The sequence below is a fragment of the Streptomyces sp. NPDC000941 genome, assembly GCF_053599555.1.
On sequence record NZ_JBSFMM010000021.1, the window covers coordinates 23,504 to 43,692 of the forward strand.

13 protein-coding genes are annotated in these 20,189 nt (G+C 66.5%); 9 read left to right on the forward strand and 4 right to left on the reverse strand.

Features of this window, described 5'->3' with window-relative positions; genetic code table 11:
* Positions 1-5 precede the first annotated feature (5 nt).
* Together ACWDSL_RS09955 and ACWDSL_RS09960 are read right to left on the reverse strand one after the other, a co-directional pair.
* On the reverse strand, positions 6-596 hold the full coding sequence (locus tag ACWDSL_RS09955; protein WP_450483532.1) for a 3-phenylpropionate/cinnamic acid dioxygenase subunit beta: 591 nt from the start codon (positions 594-596) through the stop codon (positions 6-8).
* Complete coding sequence (locus ACWDSL_RS09960) at positions 593-1,930, reverse strand: aromatic ring-hydroxylating oxygenase subunit alpha (protein WP_450483534.1); 1,338 nt, start codon at positions 1,928-1,930, stop codon at positions 593-595. The genes ACWDSL_RS09955 and ACWDSL_RS09960 overlap by 4 nt, the downstream gene beginning before the upstream one ends.
* A gap of 443 nt (positions 1,931-2,373) precedes the next feature.
* Between ACWDSL_RS09960 and ACWDSL_RS09965 the strand changes: the two genes are divergently transcribed.
* Positions 2,374-3,954: a class I adenylate-forming enzyme family protein gene (locus tag ACWDSL_RS09965; RefSeq protein ID WP_450483536.1), complete on the forward strand. Its 1,581-nt coding sequence runs from the start codon at positions 2,374-2,376 to the stop codon at positions 3,952-3,954.
* Positions 3,955-4,497: 543 nt separating this feature from the next.
* Here the strand turns inward: ACWDSL_RS09965 and ACWDSL_RS09970 are convergent.
* Positions 4,498-5,478, reverse strand: a complete 981-nt coding sequence (locus ACWDSL_RS09970; RefSeq protein ID WP_450483538.1) for a nucleoside hydrolase — start codon at positions 5,476-5,478, stop codon at positions 4,498-4,500.
* A gap of 652 nt (positions 5,479-6,130) precedes the next feature.
* On the opposite strand from ACWDSL_RS09970, the gene scoE reads away from it, so the two are divergent.
* From scoE to ACWDSL_RS10010, 8 genes are read left to right on the forward strand one after another with little or no spacing between them, the layout of a single operon-like run.
* Positions 6,131-7,015, forward strand: a complete 885-nt coding sequence (scoE, locus tag ACWDSL_RS09975; protein WP_450483540.1) for a (3R)-3-[(carboxymethyl)amino]fatty acid oxygenase/decarboxylase — start codon at positions 6,131-6,133, stop codon at positions 7,013-7,015.
* Entirely contained in the window at positions 7,012-7,578 is a 567-nt protein-coding gene (locus ACWDSL_RS09980; RefSeq protein ID WP_450483542.1) for an FcoT family thioesterase, read from the forward strand. Before scoE ends, ACWDSL_RS09980 begins: the two co-directional genes overlap by 4 nt.
* Positions 7,575-7,976 carry an acyl carrier protein gene (locus ACWDSL_RS09985; protein WP_450483544.1) on the forward strand — a complete coding sequence of 134 codons (402 nt, stop codon included), beginning with the start codon at positions 7,575-7,577 and terminating at the stop codon, positions 7,974-7,976. Before ACWDSL_RS09980 ends, ACWDSL_RS09985 begins: the two co-directional genes overlap by 4 nt.
* Before the next feature lie 39 nt (positions 7,977-8,015).
* Complete coding sequence (locus ACWDSL_RS09990; RefSeq protein ID WP_450483546.1) at positions 8,016-13,394, forward strand: type I polyketide synthase; 5,379 nt, start codon at positions 8,016-8,018, stop codon at positions 13,392-13,394.
* Positions 13,391-14,860: a beta-ketoacyl [acyl carrier protein] synthase domain-containing protein gene (locus ACWDSL_RS09995; protein ID WP_450483548.1), complete on the forward strand. Its 1,470-nt coding sequence runs from the start codon at positions 13,391-13,393 to the stop codon at positions 14,858-14,860. Before ACWDSL_RS09990 ends, ACWDSL_RS09995 begins: the two co-directional genes overlap by 4 nt.
* A gap of 47 nt (positions 14,861-14,907) precedes the next feature.
* Entirely contained in the window at positions 14,908-16,494 is a 1,587-nt protein-coding gene (locus ACWDSL_RS10000) for a long-chain-fatty-acid--CoA ligase (RefSeq protein WP_450483550.1), read from the forward strand.
* 20 nt (positions 16,495-16,514) lie between these two features.
* A complete protein-coding gene (locus tag ACWDSL_RS10005; RefSeq protein ID WP_450483552.1) occupies positions 16,515-17,801 on the forward strand; it encodes a cytochrome P450 in 1,287 nt (428 codons plus the stop codon).
* 52 nt (positions 17,802-17,853) lie between these two features.
* Positions 17,854-18,591 carry an acetoacetate decarboxylase gene (locus tag ACWDSL_RS10010; protein WP_450483554.1) on the forward strand — a complete coding sequence of 246 codons (738 nt, stop codon included), beginning with the start codon at positions 17,854-17,856 and terminating at the stop codon, positions 18,589-18,591.
* Positions 18,592-18,644: 53 nt separating this feature from the next.
* Here ACWDSL_RS10010 and ACWDSL_RS10015 read toward each other — a convergent pair whose 3' ends face one another.
* Positions 18,645-20,189, reverse strand: a complete 1,545-nt coding sequence (locus ACWDSL_RS10015) for a TRAFAC clade GTPase domain-containing protein (protein ID WP_450483555.1) — start codon at positions 20,187-20,189, stop codon at positions 18,645-18,647.

Below are 20,189 nucleotides of genomic sequence, written 5' to 3' on the forward strand. Positions count from 1 at the left end.
CTCGGCTATAGAAAGGTGTTGATAGAAGGTGCCGGCAGCGTGCCGTCCTGGAGCAGGATGGTGCGGCGAGCAATGCGGAGAGACCCGTCTTCTGCGCGTCGCAGCCTATCTTCGCGACGCGTATACAACGTGTGCCTCTCGTCCTCAAATCTGCTCGAGTAAAGGATCAGAACGGAGTGAACCTCCAGGTTCCCTGGAGTGTCGGCAGATATGACCTCGACGTTACTGACGACGTGCAAGTGACGGATCGGAGGGTCCTGGGACCATGCGGCCGGATGTTCAAGGTGCCGTGCGCGCTCCTTGAGTAATCTCTTGTCATGGTCGAAGTAGGCCATCCGCTCAGGCCCGTACGCTCCTGTCGGGTCCCGGCACTGGCGGTCTTCAATTCCGGGCATCCAGTAATGGATATCATCGGTGCACAGCTCCACCCATTGGAGATACTTCCCGTTGTCGAGCAGCCGAGCCTCCTTGTAGAGGAAGTGCTCCACCTCTCGTTGCAGAGCCAGCAGTTCAAGTACTTCCATGGGCGGCTGCGGCAGTTGAGGTCGCAGGAAATCCGAAGGGGATCGCAGCGGAGTATCAGGAGATTCGTTCACGGCGTCTCCGCAGATGTTGAGTCGCTACTGACATCGCCCCAAGCGGGGGCGAGCATTAACGCACGCCAGCGTTTGTAGTAAGCCCGCGCATTCTCCTCGCTTACCTGCCCCTTAAAAACATTGAGCCCTTCCGGTGCACCAGGAAGGGATACGCGGCTTCCTCCACCCAGCGCGCTGTACAAATGGTGTTTCCTGGTGGCGGTGCCCTGGTGGGACCCGGTCGCACCCTGCCAAGGCGGCACGTCATCACTCTCGAATAGACCGGTCGGCGAAAACGTATGCATTGCCCCTATGCGCCATGCGCGCTTAACTTCCTCGGGGGCGTTCTTGTTCACCAGGACAAAGGTGTGGAGAACGGTCTGGGATGGAGTCACCGGCCGCCAGACACGAAAGGTGTTCTGCCCGGGAAGAAACGAGAAGTTCGGGAAGATCGTCACTGAGCTGGTGGAGCCGACCGCCCAAGCGCGAGGCCAGCCAAGTCGCTCGATGAACTGCTCCTCATGCCCCCGCAGATAATCCTTGATCAGCGGCTGCCCAAGAGTGGCAGCGTTACCTCGCTTATCAAGATTGAATTCCCAACAGTGCCCATTGGCATTGACTTGGAAGCTTTCGGCATCAGGGCCCCCAAGAAGAGGAACTTGGCGACCCAGCATCACTTGCGCAGCGGACGCATGGGTATACCGGGCGTGAAGAGCGTCGCTCGCGAAGTTCTCGGCGGGAATTTTATAGTTGCAGGATATTTCAGAGCGGATGGACCCGGGAAGGAACTCTGTCCCTCCTGGATCGTTGTCCAGGAGGGTGTCCATCATGTAGCTGAACGGGCCCAAGTAATCAGCCAGCGAGGGTGCCGTGGGGTCGAGGGTCCCGAAAACTAATCCTTTGTAACTGTCTACTTGTGCAACAGGGCGCAGCCCTAGCTCGGAGCGGTCGAATCCAGGGGTACGCTCGAAGGCACTCTCCTCGTGTAGTGATCTCAACCTGCCGTCGGTATCGAACGACCAGCAATGATAGTTGCAGACGAAGGTCTTTGCATTTCCGACTGAAGCTCTGACTACAGGGTTTGCTCGATGCGGACAACTATTCAGGTATGCACCGATCGTGTTATCCCGCCGCCGGACAACCAGTACATTATCCTTCCCCATCCAGGTGGTGAGAAATGATCCGTACTCGGGGAGTTGAGACTCATGCGCAAGGAAGAGCCAACACCGCCCGAATATCCTCTCCAACTCGAGCTCATAAATCTCAGGGTCCTGAAATATTCGAGGGTCGAGCCGTCCTCGGTCCAGCTCTTTCAAAGCCAGAACCTCACGGAGCTGGGCAGGTAAATCAGTCATGATGCCTTCTATCTATCGGAGGGATCAGCAGGAGGCCATCGTGCTCGGGCGCAAGCGCTCACCCCTCCCCACATCGCTCTTCCACTCAACAGACACTGCAACAGCACTTCCGTCCCGATCACCCGATCGCGGGGGAACTGACGTCAGATCCGCAAGGCACAGGCAGGGAGTAGCGCCGAACGCGATCTACAGCCGCCGGTCGCACATTGCGCAACGGACACCCCGTCAGACTTCCTGTTCGCAGGCCCCTCCCAAAGAGTCGATAGGTCGATCGATTGATTGATGCAAGCTAACCACTGCCGTCGAGAGCGGTAAACCCCAAGGCGTGGGCACAAGTGGCCAGGTCAGCTCGACAGTGGCAGGGTCCTGACAGTATCCGTGGTCAGTCGATTGCGGAATCGGTAGCCTGATGGGCTGCCTCATACCATGAAGAAGGAGGACTCGTGTCCTTACCGAAGCCCACCAGAGGAACACCGTCTGCGGTAGCAGTCGGACGGCGTGATCACACCACCGTCGTCGACGCCTTCCGAGATGCGGTCAATACCGTGCCAGATCGCATCGCTCTACGCCAAGGCGAGGGACAACTCACTTACCGAGAGTATGGGCGGTGCGTGGCCGGCTTGGCGGCATGCCTGGACAAGGCAGGCACGGCCGACCGGCCTGTGGCACTCGTGCTGCCCAACAGCATTGAAATGGCCGTATCAATCTTCGCCGCCCTGACCGCCCGGGCCCAGGTAGCACTGTTCAATCCTGCGTACACAGCTGCCGAGTTGCGGCTGCTGCTGGCTGACGCCGCCCCGGCCGCTGTCGTGGTGAGCCCCGGTGCGGACAACGTCACAGCCGCGTTGGAGTCCAGCGAACCGCGGGCCTTATTCACTCTCGGCTCGGCAGACCTTTCACTTGATTGCTGGCGCAGCGATCCATCACTGGATATCGACAACCGCCACCGCCCTCGGGCCAACGACTTAGCGACTCTCATGTACACAGGAGGAACGACGGGAGTTCCCAAAGGCGTGATCCACAACCACGCCTCGCTCATGGCCACGGTCCAGGCGATGGAAGCCTGTTGGCCTACGCGGGTTGACACCGAGGTGTGGGCCACCATCGCACCGATGACCCACATATGGGGCCTGCTCATGGGCGTACTCAATCCCGTCTACGGCCGCGCTGGCGTCGTCAGTTTCCCCCGCTTCCAACCCAGCGCCGTGATCGATGCGATGGAGGAATACAAGGTCAGCGTATTTTCTGGAGGCCCCGCGGCAATCTACAGCGGGCTGTTGGCTGCCCCAAATCTCGCCTCGGCGGATCTTCGGCAACTGCGTGTCTGCCCGGGCGGCGGCGCTCCTTTCCCAACCTCCGTACTCCGCCAATGGAAAGATGTCACTGGCGTGGAGATTCGCGAGGCATATGGCATGACTGAGGTAGCACCTATCACAAGCCAGGTACCCGGAGAAGAAGCACTGGCTGGCTCCGTAGGTCGACCTGCACCCCATGTTGAAGTTCGTATCGCTGCAGATGGAAGCCAAGATTCACAGCCCGTAAACACTTTGGGAGAAATTTTGGTGCGCAGCCCGCAGCGCATGTTCCGTGGTTATCACAGGCGACCGGAAGATACAGCAAAGGCACTTATCGACGGCTGGTTGCGAACAGGTGACATCGGCCGACTGGACGAGGAGGGATATTTGTACATCGTCGACCGTGCGAAGGATATGATCCTGGTAGGTGGATTTAACGTCTTCCCGCGCGAGATAGACGAGGTCATAGCCTCGCATCCCCACGTTGCACACTCCGTCACCATTGGCGTACCTGATCAGCGGAAGGGTGAGCGACCCATATCATTCATCGTGCCCGCTGCAGGAAAATCTCTTGACGTCAAGGATATTCATCAGCATTGCGCCCAGCGCCTTGCCGAGTACAAACGACCCACTAGCATCGTACTATTGGACGAGATCCCGTACACCCCCGCTAGAAAAGTGGACCGTATGGCCTTGCGCTCCCTGTTCATTCACCAATCGAAACCCTAACCGCGTAAGCAGGTCAGAACTCGCGGTCGGCCAATGCCGACAGGAGCGCGGCTCGCAAGCTTTGCTGTTCACCCCGTCGGCGTTGGCCTCACGTGTGCCGCAACCTCCTGGGAGAGCGGTGGTCGGCGACGTGGACACTCGCACCGACTTCCGCCGAGCCGCTGTGACCGACTCCGAAACTGCCGGAAAGGGCGGCGGGCCGGAACTGGTGGGATGAGTACGGTCTGTCCCGCCCGCTGGCCAACTGCCTCACGTCGGAGGGCGGTGGGCGCAGGCTCATCGCACGGTCCTTCCATGGGGTGTCCCAGCGGGGCTGTCAATGCCTGGTTCGAAGCGCCGAGTGCCCCTCACATGGAGGCAACGACTGGGGGCAGGCCGCCGCGCACGACCTCCGCGCTCAGTTCCTTGAGAAGCTGTCCAGGTGGGAGGAGGCGCGGCAGGCGTGCGAGCGGGCGTGGAAGCTTTACGACCAGCTTGGCGACCCCCGAGCCACACGGTTGCGAGACCGGCCGGCCGAATGGCCGCAGGGCGGAGAGCCTTCGGTCACTGGCCCGCTTCGGCGGTGAGCAGGGCCCGCTGGACGCGCTCCATAGCGGTGGCGGCATCCACGGTGGCGGCTATCCGCACCGGCGGTCGCTGGTCCGGGATGCCCCCTTGGCTGAGGCTGAACTTTCGTTCGTCGACCAATGTGGCGCCACGCCCATACCCCGCCAACTCGATCACCACCTGACGCTCCGTATAGGTGGCCAAAGACTCATCGACCATGATGGCCGCAGCGATTGGGTCGTGCATGAGGCACCCAGTCGTGCCCTGAGCGTCGCTGTAGATAGCGAGGTAGGTATCGAGCACGGATGATGCGAAGCGGGCCGCAGAAGTGGCCACATCCGCGACCCGCCTGAGCCAGGCGCCGTCAACCCATGCGTGTTCGGTTGTGTCCATCGGCACCATGATCAGGTCGAACCCCGCGCGCAGAACCTCCTCGGCTGCCTCCGGGTCATGAGCGGTGTTCGCATCAGCCCAGGCAGTGATGTTGCCTGGGACGCGGAACGCGCCGCCCATGAACACCACACGGCGCAGGAGCCGAGGGAGATTCGGCTCCTTCCGAAGGGCGAGGGCAAGGTTGGTCAGCGGTGCCAGGGCGAGCAACGTCAGTTCTCCTGGTCGTTGCCTGGCCAGCCGCACCAGCTGTTCCGCTGCCGATTCCGCGCTGGTCGGGCGCGGTGACGGAGGACCAGCGTTGCCGCCGAGGCCATCCTCGCCGTGAACGAACTCGGCCGTCTGCAAGGGCTGCTGGAGGGGAGTTGGATGTCCAACGGCAACCGGTACGTGGTTCAGGCCGACGACATCAAGCACTCGTAGGGCGTTTGCCGCCGCCGTGGCCGTGGGCACGTTGCCGTGCGCAGCCCCTATTGCGACGATCTCGACGTCCCGCTGGGCAGCCAGGAACAGGATCGCCCAGGCGTCATCCACCCCCGGATCCGTATCGATGACAACCGACAGGCGTGTGGAAGCGGTAGGTGGCATGCTGTCCCCTCCTCTTGGATGGCCCATCTGCCAGGGAGCTCTGCGTTCGCTCGTCACTCCCGCCACTGTTTCGTCATTGCGGAACACCTTTCCCGACCTACGGGATGCTGCACAGTGGGGAAACCGGCCACCTGTGGGGTCCCAAAGCACGACCGGTCCGCCCCTTGCCGGTAGTGAAGCCCGCAAGCTGGAACGACGAGGCGACATGGTGGGCTTCATCGGCAAGGTGGTAGGAGCCGGCAGCGGATCCGGCCGCGAGGTCACCCGCGCCGTGCGCAAGGGAGCGTGAAGGGCCAACGGCTCAGTACGCATCGGGCAGGGCCAAGCAGGGGCGACTGCGTGCGGATTTTCGATTGCCCCGGCTCTCGGTGGCAGGGCCCCGATAGCGGGAAGCCCGGCCGGTGGTCGATGAGTTTCGCCATTGCTCCGACGCCGATGGCGATGCTGGTGGACGTTTGCCCCCGAAGGCGTCATTAGTCGGATGCCGCCTTCCGGTAATTCTCGCGCTGAGCGCACCGGAACTACGCCGTCATGAAAATGCCAACTTCCTTGACCTCCTTGCCCGAGCGGACACCGCGATGGAAACATCACCTCGCGGACCGGCGCAGGTTCCAGTCGCAGGGCCCCAATGGCCGAGGAACGGATTATTCGCATGAAGATCACGCCGCAAGTCGACCAGAAAATGGGTGCCACGGTCACCGAGTTCGACGTGGAAACGCTGTCGGCATCCGACGCGCTCCGCCTGAAGGATGCGGTCTATCAGGAGAAGATACTGATCCTGAAGGACCAGCACCTCAGTCCGCAGCAGTTCATCGCGCTCGGAAAGGCACTCGGTACGATCGAGGTCTATTACGAGCCGATGTATCACCACCCCGACCACGAAGAGATATTCGTGTCCTCCAGCACCCCGGAGTCGACACAGCAGGTGGGGGTCCCCAAGACCGGTGCGTTCTGGCATGCGGACTACTCGTTCATGCCCCGGCCGTTCGGCATCACGATGACCTACCCGCAAGTGGTCCCCAAGACGAACCGGGGAACGCACTACATCGATATGGGAAAGGTGTTCGCCGGCCTGCCCGAAGAACTGCGTTCGGTGGCGAGGACGACCAAGGGACTGCACAGCGCGAGGCGCTATTTCAAGATCCGGCCGTCCGATGTCTACCGCCCCATCTGTGAACTCGTGGACGAGATCGAGAAGAAGACCCCGCCGGTGATCCACCCCACGGTCTTCGTCCACCCGATCACCGGGGAAGAGGTGCTGTATGTCAGCGAGGCCCTGACCTGCGAGCTGCACGACCAGCAGGGCCGGGTGCTCGAGGACGACTCGCTGCACCGGCTGCTCGAGGCCAGTGGTCAGCTCGACACGACGTTCGGCAACGAGCACATTCACACCCAGACGTTCACCGAAGGCGACCTGCTCATCTGGGACAACCGCAGCCTCGTCCACCGCGCGCTGCACAGCCCCGCACCTGAGCCCAGCACCTCGTACCGGGTGACCGTCCACGACGACCACCCCTTCTACGGGACGACGACATGACGGCCGGCCCCCTCGCTCGGCCGGCCGCCGGAACCGCCACCGCACACCCCGACGACCCCGCTCTGCGTGAACGGGTGCTGCGTCCCTACCGCACGAACTGCCGGTATCTCGGCTCCGCGGAGGTACGCCTGGAGAACGAGGCCGTCACCGCCTCCGGTGCGTTCCGCATCGGCGAGTCGTGCTACATCGACGACACCGGCCACTTCAACGCGGTCGAGTTCAACATCTGCTTCAACCAGATTGCCTACTACCTGATCGCCAAGTGCGTCCAGAACCGGCTGCCTCCCGTCTTCGATGCCTGGACACTCGACGACTACTGGCAGCGCCAGCTCTCCGACATTCTGATCACCCGGTACACCAGCAGATTCCACCGCGCGATCCGGGGACAGGAGTTCCGCGGCGAGCTGAGCTTCACCGACTTCAAGCTGCGCTCCGGCGAGAACGGCAAGGCGCCGTTGGCCCTCATCGAGAGCGAGTGCCGGTTCTGGGACGAAGGCGGCGGGCGGTGCACGGGCGAGATCCAGATCGCGCTGACCAACCTGCCGCAGGGTGCACCGCGATGACCGAACCGGCGAACGCGGTGGACCTGCTGCTCTCGCTCCCCCGGGCGCGCCGCAGGCAGACGCTGGCGGACCTGGTCGATGCCGAGGTCAGAGAGGTCCTGCTGCTCCCGGAAGGCGACGAGATGGGCGCCGACGTCAGCTTCTTCGACCTGGGAATGACCTCGCTCCGGCTGACCGAGCTTCGCCAGCGTCTGACCCGGATGCTGGACAGGAGGATCGAGATCGAGGCGTTGTTCGAGCACCCGACGTCCCAGGGCCTGACCGATCATCTCGCGGACACCGTGCTCTCGGATGTGTTCCCCGGCACCGCACCCGCGCCCTCCGCCACGCCCGCACCACAGAACGCTCAGGAGCTGCCGCCGATGGTCCAGGAGATTCTGCGGAACCTCTACAGCTGAGACCCGCGGAGCGGCCGTGCACCCCACACCAGGAGCGACATGACGACACCTGCCCCTGACGGAGATCTGCTCCAGCGACTGCTGCTGGAGAAGTACGAACCCATCGCCATCGTGGGCATCGGTCTGCGGCTGCCGGGCGGCAACGACACACGGGAGTCGTTGGCGGAGTTTCTGCGCTCCGGGCGGGACGGCACCGGCCCCATTCCCTCCGACCGCTGGGACGTCGCCGCGTTCGAGAGCGACGACCCGGCCGCGAAAGGCACGATCCGTACCCGGGGCGGCGGCTTCCTCGAGGGCATCGACCGGTTCGACCCCGCGTTCTTCGGTATATCGCCGAAAGAGGCCGACTACGTGGATCCGCAGCAGCGGCTGCTGCTGGAGACGGCGTGGGAGGCGCTGGAGGACGCGGGGCTCGACGCGCACGCGCTGCGCGGCGGCGACGGCGGTGTCTACGTGGGGATCAGCTCCGCGGACTACATGATCGCCGCGGAGACCCTGCCGTACGAGGCGATCAACGGCTATCTGGGCACCGGGACCGCCCACAGCGCCGCCTCGGGACGGCTGTCGTATGTCCTCGGCTGGCACGGCCCCTGCGCGAGCTTCGACACTGCCTGCTCATCGTCGCTGGTGGCGCTGCACACGGCCGTACAGGACCTGCGGCAGCGGCAGTGCGATATCGCCCTGTGCGCCGGGGTCAACCTGGTCCACCACCCGCAGGCGCACATCGTGACGACCGATGCCAACATGCTGGCTCCGGACGGGCGTTGCAAAACCTTCGACGACCGCGCGGACGGATACGCCCGCAGCGAAGGGTGCGGTGTGCTGGCGCTCAAGCGGCTGTCCGACGCCCAGCGGGACGGCGACCGCATCCTGGCCCTGGTACGCGGCTCGGCGATCCGCCAGGACGGCGAGGGCGCCGGTCTCACGGTGCCCAACGGAAGCTCCCAGCAGCGGGTGATGCGCGCGGCGCTGCTCAACTCGGCGGTGCGGCCGGAGGACATCCAGTACGTCGAGGCGCACGGTACGGGCACCGCGCTGGGCGATCCCATTGAGCTATCGGCGATCGGCAAGGTCTTCGCCGAGTCGCACAGCCCCGGCGCCCCGGTCTTCGTCGCGTCGGGCAAGACCAACCTGGGCCATGCCGAGGCGGCGGCCGGTGTCAGCGGCATCATCAAGGTGGCGTTGCAACTGGGCGAGGGGCTCATCTATCCGCATCTGAACATGGACATCCCCTCCACCCATGTCGCATGGGACGAGCTGCCCGTCGTGGTGCCCCGCGAGCCCGTACCCTGGCCGGCCGGTACCCGCAGGGCGCTGGTGAACTCCTTCGGCTTCGCCGGCACCATCGCGTCCGCGGTCATCGAGCAGGCCCCCGCGTCGTCCGGCCCGGTAGTACGGGAGGAGAGCGCCCGGCCACGGTCCGGCGCGGCCGTGTTCACCCTGTCGGCCCGGACCCGCAAGGCCCTGGTACTCCAGGTGGAGCGGTACCGGCGCTATCTCGCCGACCATCCGGAGACCGACGTCGAGGAGTTGTGCCACGCGAGCAATGTCCTGCGGGCGCATCACGCCTCGCGTATCGCCGGAGCCGTCGGCGGCCCGGCGGACCTGGAGGCGCTGCTGGCCCGGCAGCTCCGCGAGACCGAGGACACCCCACAGCAGCGCAAGGTGGCCTTCCTGTTCAGCGGTCAGGGCTCCCAGTACCCCGGCATGGCGGCCGGGCTCTACCGGAGCCACCGGGTCTTCCGCGACACCGTCGACGTATGCGACCGGCTCTTCGCGGAACACCTCGACGGGCCGCCCGTCCGCGATGTGATGTTCGGTGAAGGCCATGCCACCCAACTGCTGGACCAGACCCGGTACACCCAGCCGGCGCTGTTCACATTGGAATACGCCCTGGCAGAGCTGTGGAAGTCGTGGGGCATCCGTCCGGACGCCGTGATCGGGCACAGCATCGGTGAGGTGGCCGCGGCCACCGTGGCGGGCGTCTTCCCGCTTCCGGACGCGATCGGGCTGGTGTCGGCGCGGGCCCGGCTCATGCAGTCGGTGTCGGCACCGGGCGGGATGATGGCGGTGCGGGCATCGGGTGCGGACATCGCTCCGTTGCTCGACCAGTACCCCGGCCTGTCGCTCGCCGCGCTCAACGCTCCCGACCAGTGCGTTGTGTCCGGTGGCGCGGAGCCGCTGGAGGCGATGGCCGCCGAGCTGACCGAGCGTGGTCTGCGTATCAAACGGCTCCCGGTGTCCCATGCCTTTCACTCACCGCTGATGGACGACGTGGTGGAGGAGTTCCGCGGCCTCATCGCCAAGGTGCGGTTCCAGGAACCCGAGATCACCCTGATTTCCAATCTGAGCGGCGAAATCGCCGAGGTGGACGAGGTGTGCTCCGCCGACTACTGGGCGCGGCTGATCCGTGAACCCGTCGACTTCGCCGGTGGCATCCGGACACTGACCGGCCTCGGACCGCACGCCATGGTGGAGATCGGGCCGGGCCGATCCCTGATCAACTCCGGGCGCGCCTGTGTGACGGCCTCCCGCCACCTGTGGGTGGCGTCCTTGGGATCCGCGGCGGAGCAGGACCGCTCGCCGTACGAAGCCGCCGCCCAGCTCTACACGACGGGGCTGCCCCTGTCGTGGCGGGGTTTCCACGAGGGCCGGCCGAAGCCACGGCTCACCCTGCCGACCTACTCTTTCGACCGCAAGCGGTACTGGTTGCCGGACTTCGGCAAAGACATCAATGCCAGTGCCCATCACCCTCTGCTCGGCGTCGAGACCACGACCGCGACGCAGCGCGCCTCCTCTGTACGGGAGTTCGCCAATCGGATCAGCACCAATCGGCCGGACTACCTGGTGGATCACATGGTCGTCGGCCAAGTGGTCTTCCCAGCGGCTGGGTTCATCGAACTGCTCATCGCCGCGGTGGACGCCGTGCACGGACACACCCGGTTTCCGATCGACGACATGCGCATTCATGAGCCGCTGCTGCTGTCGGACGACGCCATCAGTCTGCGCACCCGGCTCAGGACCACGGAGGAGGGCGGCGAGCTCATCGAGATCCTCAGCGTCAGCGACGACGCGGGCATCGAGAGGCTGCATGTCACCGCGGCCATCGGCGAGGAAGGCCAGGCCGCCGTACCGCTCGAGGACGGCTCCGACCTGCTGGAAGAGCTGGCCGGAGCCGAGGCGGGGGACGAACAGCGAGACGAGCGGATCGCCGAGCTGTACGCGGACTTCGCGGATTCCGGTATGGACTACGGTCCGCGTTTCCAGCTCATCGAGTCCTTCACCCGCCGCGGCGACAACCTCGTGACGGCAGAGATCACCGGTCCGGCGGGGGTGACCACCGAACACCTCCCCCCGGCGATCCTCGACTCCGCGCTGCAGACCCTGGCCACCATCATCCAGCCCGGCCTCCCCGTCCGGCTGCGTTCCTTCCACCTCCTCAGCCGACCCCGTGGCGCGACCCTGCGCAGCGTGGTCCGGCTGCTCCCCGCGCAGCCGTCCACGGATGTGGACTTCGTCGCCGATGTGGTGCTCTACGACGGCCGGCGCGTCGTATGCGTACTGAACGGCCTGGAACTGCGGCGGATGTCCTCGGTCGGTGCCGCCCGGCGGCGGATGTTCTACCAGACCCGGTGGATCGAAGCGCCCGCCTCGACCACGCCCGTCCCAGGGCGCCGTATCGCTCTGCTGCACAGTGGACTGGAAGAGAACGTGTCGCTGGCCGAAGAGGCGGAGCGCACCGGCACCTCGCTCGCCTTCGCTTCCGACCTGGCCCAGCTCCCCGATCTGCTCGCGCAGGGGCCGACCGATCTGTGCTGGTTCTGGCAGCCGGGCGAGCGGCGCGCCGCGGTGCCCGGACCAGGCCCCGGTCTCGAGGGACTGCGTGCGGAATGCGAGCGACAGTACACCGAGCTGCTGGAGCTGGTGCGCCTCCTGGAGACCTGCGGATTCGGGCCGGATCAGCGGCTGTGGCTGGTGACCAGAGGCGGCCAGTGGTTTCCCCAGGACCAGGCCGACGACGGCAGCCGGCTGTCCGCCTCCAGCCTCTGGGGCTTCGGTGCGGTGTTGCTGAGCGAGTATCCGAACCACCGGGTGACTCTCCTGGATCTGCCGGTGGGCGAGAGCGACCCGGCCACCGTGCTCGGGGAGTTGCTGAGCAGCGAACCCGACGAGTTCCAGATCGCCTACCGCGATGGTCGGCGCCATGTCCGCCGACTGGTCCCGAGCGGCCCCGAGGAGCGCATCGGGGCCGAGCTGGAACAGTCGCCGGTCGACGGTGACCACACCTACCTCATCACCGGCGGGCTCGGTGGCCTGGGCCTGCTGACCGCTCGGACGCTGGTGGACCGCGGCGCGCGCCACCTGGCGCTGGTCAGCAGGCGAGCCCCCGACGACCAGGAGTTCCAGAAGGTCAGGCAGACCCTCGGCGAGCAGGTCAGTGTGCGGGTGTACGCCACGGATATCGCGGAACCCGCAGCCGTCGACACCTTGTTCAAGCGTCTTACCAGAGAAGGACCGGCGCTGGGCGGTGTCGTCCACGCGGCGGGTGTGCTCTCCGACCGGCCCGTGAACTCACAGGACTGGGACAACATCGACAAGGTTTTCTGTTCCAAGGTCTACGGAAGCTGGCTGCTGCACCAGGCGACAGCCGACCTCCCCGAGGTCAGGTTCTTCATCGGATACGGATCCAGCTCCGCCGTGCTGGGCCAGGCGGGCCAGTGCAACTACGCCGCGGGCAACGCCTTTCTGGACGCGCTCATGCACTGGCGCGGCGCGCTCGGCCTGCCCGGTACCGCGATCGACTGGGGTCCGTGGGCGGAGGTCGGCATGGCCGCGGCCCTGGACGAGGCGCACAGGCAGTCGTTCGAGCGGCAGGGAATGGTGTTCATCCAGCCCCGGGACGGAGCCCGCGCTTTGGCCACCTTGCTGGACAGTCCCGTTCCGCAGATCGTGGTCGGCGAATGCGACTGGACCACGTACGCCGCGACACGGCCGTTGTCCAACGCCCTGTACGAAGGGCTCGCGCGCCCGAGGGACAACACCGTACGTACGCTCGACGTCGATCAACTGGCCGGGCTGCCCGAGGACGCACGGCGGCAGGCGCTCGCCGACCTGGTCCGCGGGACCGTGGCCAAAGTGCTGCGCTTCGACGCCACGGGTGACATCCCGGCCGACACGCCCTTCACCCACCTGGGGCTGGACTCACTGGCCGCGGTGGACGTCAAGAACGGCCTGGAGGCGGCGCTGCGCAGCTCCCTGTCGGCGTCGATCACCATGGACTATCCGACAACGGACCTGCTCGTGGAGCACCTTGACGCACTGCTCCGGCCGGACGACGGCGGGACGAGCGACCCGGGCGGCGGACTGGATTCGCTGGACGCCGAGGCCCAACTGGCGGCGCTGAAGGACCTCGGATGAGGGCGTACATCGAATCGCTGGAGAAGCTGTCCAGAACCCAGTTGATGCTGCTCCTCGCACGGCAGCACCAGGCCGAGACCGAGGGCTTGGCGGTCGTGGGGATGAGCTGCCGGCTGCCCGGTGGCATCGACACCCCCGCCGATCTGTGGGCGATGGTCGACGAGGGCAGGGTGCTGGCCACCGAGCAGACCGGTGTCCCCACCGACAGCCTGGGCCGACCGCGCTGGAACCTCGCGGCGCCGGACATCGCGCCGTACGCCGCCGCGCTCCGCCAGGGCGGGTACCTCACCGATATCGACCTCTTCGACGCCGAGCGCTTCGGCATGTCCGAGGAGGAGGCCCGCTGCCTCGACCCGCAGCAGCGGCTGCTGCTCACCGAGACATCCCGGGCGTTGGAGGACGCGGGCCTCACCGACCCGGGCGGCCTGTGCGTGGGTGTCTTCGTCTCCGTCACCACTCCGGAGTACGGCCTGGCGGGGATCCGTAACGGTGTCACCGCCGACCGGATGTCGGCGCCGATGGCCACCGGCACGGTGGTCAGCGGGGCCGCCGGGCGGATCTCCGTCGGCCTCGGGCTGAACGGTCCGGCGCTGACAGTCGACACCGCCTGCTCGTCCACTCTCGTCGCGGTGCACCTCGCGGGCGCCGCGTTGCGCCGCAAGGAATGCGATGTGGCGATCGTGGGAGTGAGTCATCTGCTGCTGTCACCGGTCACCACCGCGGTGTTCGCCAAGGCGGGCATGCTGTCCGCCACCGGACGCTGCCGGCCCTTCACCGCGCGCGCCGACGGATACGTCCGCGCCGAGGGGAGCGTGGTGCTGGTGCTGAAGCGCGAGCAGGACGCCCGTGCCGACGAGGACACTCCGTACGCCCTGATCCGGTCGAGCGCGATCCATCAGCACGGCCGACGGGCCACGATGTCCGCCGCGTCCTCCGCGGGACAGCAGCGGGCCATCCGGGACTGCCTGACCGCGGCCGGGGTCGACGCGGCGCAGGTCGGCTACGTCGAGGCGCACGGCAGCGCCGACAAGGTCGCCGACGCCGTCGAGATCGATGCGATAGCCACCGCGTACGAACGCGACTCCACGGACCACCCGCCGCTCTACGTCGGCAGCGGAAAGGCCAACATCGGCTACCTGGAGACCGCCTCGGGGGCCGTGGGACTGGTCAGGGCGATTCTCGCGCTGCGCCACCGCACCGTGCCCGCGCAACCCGACTTCACCGATCCCGATCCGGCCGTCTTCAGCCGGCCGACGTCGGTGACGGTGCCGGCGAAGGCCCTGCCGTGGCCCTCGGAGGAACACCGGCTGGCCGGCGTCAACGCGTTCGGTTTCACCGGGGTCAACGCACACGTCCTCATCGAAGCCGCCGCCACCGCACGGCCCGGTCCCCCGCCCGGTCCCCTTCCCGGCTCGGCGCCGAAGGCCGGCGGCCACCACTGGCTCGACTCCTACACCTGGCACTGACAGCTACTCCTGGCACTGACCGTTACCCCTGGCGAGCGAGGCACCGGATGAGCAGAACGCAGCCCAGCACAAGGCCCGTAACACTTCAGGACAGCCTGGCCCGCCACGCGGCCGAACGGCCCGACCACCCCGCGCTGGTCTGCGGATCGGTCCAGGTCACCTACGGGGAACTGGACCGAAGGAGCGACCGGACCGCTCAGGCGCTGACCGCCTCCGGCGTCCGGCGCGGCAGCCGGATCGCGCACTTCGCCGCCGACTCGGAGAGATTTCACGAGATCGTGCTCGCGTGTGCCAAGACCGGCGCGGTCCTCGTCCCGATCGACTGGCGGCTGACCACTGCCGAGGTCACCCACATCCTGCGTGATTCCGGTACCGAGCTGTTGTTCTTCGGACCGGCTCTGGCCCCGCTGGTGCAGGAGGCCGTACCGGCCCTGCCGAAGCTTCAGCACACCGTCCCGCTGGACGCGGCCGGTTTCGAGGCATGGGCTGACGACCGGACCATCGACACCGGATTCACCGCACCGACCGAATCAGGCGCCGACACCGACACCGAAGTCGTGCAGATCTACACGAGCGGTACGACGGGGGCGCCCAAGGGCGTCGTGCTGGCCCAGCGCAGTTTCTTCGCCGTCGCCGGCATGCTCGCCGAACACGGTCTTGAGTGGATCGACTGGCGCGCGGACGACCGGAGTCTGGTGTGCGTTCCCGGCTTCCACATCGGCGGTCTGTGGTGGGCGATGCAGGGGCTCAACGCCGGTGTCACAAACGTCCTGCTCCCCGCGTTCGACAGCCTGCGCGCGGTCGACCTCATCAGGGAAGCCGGTATCACCACCGCCTGCATGGTGCCCGCGATGATGCGCATGATCTTGGACGAGCCGAATGTCGGCAAACCGGACTTCGCCTCGCTGCGCAAGGTGGTCTACGGAGGGTCCCCGATCTCGGACACGCTGCTGCGCCGTGGCCTGGACGTCTTCGACTGCGAACTGGCCCAGATCTACGGGCTCACCGAGACCGGAAACACCGCGGTCTGTCTGCCTCCCTCGGAGCACCGGCCGGGCAGTCCCCGGCTCGCCGCGGCCGGACTTCCCTATCCCGGCGTACGGATGAGGATCGTGGACTCCCAGGGCGACGATGTGCCGACGGGAGAGATCGGCCAGGTGTGGCTGCACACGCCGGCCCGGATGGCCGGATACTGGAATCTGCCCGATGCGACGGCGCGCACCCTCGTCGACGGCTGGATCGTCACCGGGGACGCGGGCTACCGGGACGAGGACGGCTACCTCTACATCCGCGACCGGATCACCGACACCATCATCGTCGGCGGGGAGAACGTATACCCGGCCGAGGTGGAGAACGCCCTGTGCCGCCACTCGGCCATCGCCGAGGCCGCGGTGGTGGGCGCCCCCAACTCCGCGTCGGGCGAGGAGGTGCGCGCGTACATCGTGCTGCGCCAGGGCCATGACGTACCGGCGGCACAGGAGCTGACACGGTTCCTGAGCGGCCAGCTCGCCCGTTTCAAGATCCCCGCCAGGTACCAGGTCATCGACGTGGTCCCACGCAACCCCAGCGGCAAGATTCTGCGCAGAAAGCTGCGCGAACAACTGTGGGCGGACAGCGACCGCAAGGTCAACTGACTTTGAGAGGAGGACATCCGATGATGGGCATGGGCATGGGCATCCGAGGTGCTCGTACGGCGATCAAGCTCGCCACGTTCCGGACCATGATGGCGGGGGCCGCGCTGTCCGGGGATCCCGCCGCGAAACTGCTGGGGAGACGGCAGCCCGCGGATCCGTTCCCGCTGTACGAACAGATCCGGGAGCACGGCGATGTCTACCGCAGCAAACTCGGGCTCTTCTGCACCGTCTCACACGCCCAGTGTCGAGCGGTCCTGAAGGACCCCCGGTTCGGTATGCCGGTTCCCCCGTCGCCCCCGGCCTGGGAGATGCGCCAAGGGGACGCGGATATGCTCATCCACCCCATCGAGCGGTCGCTGCTGGCGGTGAATCCCCCCGAGCACACCCGGCTGCGCCGACTTGTCGCACCCTGGTTCACCGCCAGTGCCCTCCGCACCCGCGCCGCCAGGGTCGAGAAGATCGTCCACAGCCATCTGGACCGCGTCTCCGGCGGCCAGGACTTCGATCTGGTCCGTGACTTCACCGCGCAGGTGCCCACCGCCGTCATCGGTGACATGCTCGGCATCGAGATCGAGAACTACGAGCGGTTCGGCCGGTGGGGCATGGCACTGGCCACCACCATCGACGGCGTACGCACCATGGGCGAGCGCCGCATGGTGCGCGCGGTGCTGGCGGAGATGACGTCGTTCTTCACCCAGCTGATCGAAGAGAATCGCCGCGCTCCCCGTGACAACGCGATCAGCGGCCTGGTCGGCGCCGAGGTCGACGGCCGGCCGGTCACCGACGAGGAGCTGATCGGGCTGATCGGGCTGCTGCTGGCGGCCGGTCTCGAGACCACCGTCAACCTCATCTCCAACAGCGTGCGCTTTCTGCTGGACCACCCGGAACAGAAAAAACTGTTCCTCGACAACCCCGATACCGCGCCCGACGTGGTGGAAGAGGCTCTGCGCTACGACCCGCCGGCCATGTTCACCGTCCGGATGGCCCTCGAGGACGTCGAACTCGACGGCCGGCAGATTCCGCGCGGCGGCTGGCTCGTGCAACTGCTGGGGGGCGCCAACCGCGACCCGAAGGTGTTCACCGACCCTCATCGCTTCGATGTCACCCGGAGCAACATCCGGGAGCACATCGCGTTCTCCGCCGGCGCCCATCACTGCGTCGGCTCAGGGCTGGCGAGGCTGGAGGCGGAGATCGCGCTGCGCGAGCTGTTCGCGCGCTTCCCGGACATGCGGATCGCCGGTGACGTCACGATGCGGACCACCCGCAGCGCACGAGGCCCCCAGAGCATTCCGATCAGCGTCGCCTAGGCCGTCCGTCGGGCCCGATCCGTACATCCGTACCAAAGGAGCCAGAAGAACCATGCGTGCCGAAGATGTGCGCCGCCACTACGCCACCCCGATCGGCGCCCCCGCCTACCCGCCGATGCTGCCCAAGTACATCGATCGCGAGTACCTCAACATCTTCTACCGGACGGATCCGGACGCCGTCAGAGCCGTGACACCGGAGCCGCTGGAGATCGAGGACCCCATCGTGCGGTTCGATGTGATGAAGATGAACGAGGTGACCGGGTACGGCCCCTACACCGAGGCCGGACAGGCCATCTCGGTCAGCTACCAGGGCGAACCCGGTGAGTATCTGCGCGCGATGTACCTGGACAGCTTCCCCGCCGCCGCCGGCGGACGCGAGGTCGGCGCCTATCCCAAGGTCCTGGGCTCACCCTCGCTCTACCTGGACAACGCCGCACTCGTCGGCACCCTCGACTACGGCTCGATCCGGGTGGCCACCGCGACCATGGGCTACAAACACCACGCCATGGATCCCGCCGACGCCCGTGCGCAGATCAGCATCCCCACCTACATGCTCAAGTTCGCCCCGGACTACGACGCGTCGATGCGGGCCTGTGAGCTGGTGTGTACGGAGATCACCGACATCGAGGTCAAGCAGGCATGGACCGCGCCGGCCAGGCTGCAGCTGTTCGAGCACGTCCTCGCTCCCCTGGCCGACCTGCCTGTGCTGGAGATCATCTCCGCGAGCCATATCGTCACGGACCTGACGCTCGGTCCGATGAAACCGGTACACGACTACCTCGAAGCATGAGTGGATCCGGCATCGCCCGCTCGATGACTCCGCTCGATGACCAGGACACACTCCTACTCGCGCAGACACCAGTCGACGAAATCCCCAATGCTGGGGTCCACCCGCCCCTCCTCATCCGCCACCGCCGCCGTACAGAAGAACCGGACCTCACCGAACTCCAAATCCATCGTCTGCAACAGATTCCGCAACCCCAGCCGCTCACACAGCCAATCCCGCGTCGTATCGCTGTCGTCCGGGCGGTCGGGCAGCAGCGCGGGCTGCCCGGTCAGCAGGTCCCTCTTGCTGACGGCGACGGCGAGCCGGGCCTTGTCGAGGCGGGTGCCCATCGTGCGTACGGTCTGCACCGAGCGCGAGAACACATCCTCCGGGTCGACCGTCGAGGCCAGCGTGCGGTCCACCTTCGGACCTGCCGGGTCGAGGCGGGTCCAGAACGCGTCGACGGCCATCGGGTCGAGGACGAACACGAAGATACGGGCCTCCCGGATATAGCGCAGCGCGTCGGTCTCCTCCCGGTTGACGAACCGCTCGCCGGCCGTGTCGAAGACATGCACCAGCCGCTCGGCACGGCCGCTGCCCCGTACGAACGAATGGGCTCGGGGCAGTGTCTTCTGCGTGGGGCGGGTGTGGCCCTGGATCTCCAGGACCTCATTCAGCACCCGCTGGTTGGCGGTCGACTCGGGGTCCGCGAGCCGGAGCGCAGGACCGCCGTTCTCCGCGGTGTTCTCCAGTGACTTCACCATCGCCGCCATCAGCTGTGTCTTGCCCGCGGCCCGGCCGCCGATCAGCGGAAGGATCAGCTCGGGCATATGCCCGGCGTCGGGGTTCATCGACTTGCCGCAGTGTTCGTGCACGCAGTAGCCGCTCAGCCGGGCGTCCCTGCTCATCAGCATCAGCAGCGTCGGTATCCGCTCGTCGCAGGCGCACCGGCGGCGGAAGAGGCCGAAGGTGCCGGGGCGGATGTCGGCGTGCCGGCGTCGGCAGGTCGTACGGGGGCAGTCGTATGCCGGATAGGGGACGCGTTCGAAGCAGCTGGGGCACAGCATGCCCCGGGGCAGCCCGCGCAGGATCATCACCGCGCGGTCGGCGGCCCGCAGGGTGAGTGCGGTCAGCCGGGCGCCGGCCGTCAGCAGGGCGACGCCGAGCGCGTGCAGGCCGAGGAGCAGGCCCAGCACGGGTACCGCGGCGGCGGCGCCGACGCCGAGGCCCAGATAGAGGGTCAGGCCGTAGGGGACCGAAGCGGAGCGGTGCGTGGAGGGTGCGGTGAACTGGTCGGCGGTCACCCGGCGGTAGGCGTCGGTGACCGTACGGACGTACAGCCGCCGCCCCTGCGCGAGCAGTTGCCGCAGATCGCGGGTGGCGGGTCCGAAGAAGTAGTTGCGGTGGGCCCGTTCGTCGGCGGGGCGGTACGGCGGGATGGTCACGAACTCGGGGGTGCGCAGGCGCAGCACGCCGTTGAGCAGCCGGCAGTAGCGCCACAGCAGCTCACTGACCAGGGCGGCGCCGCGCAGGGCCGCGATCGCCGGGACGAAGAGCAGGTAGAGCAGGAGCAGCGCCAGGTAGAGGGCGGGGACGATGACGAAGGTCAGGATGTCGCTCAT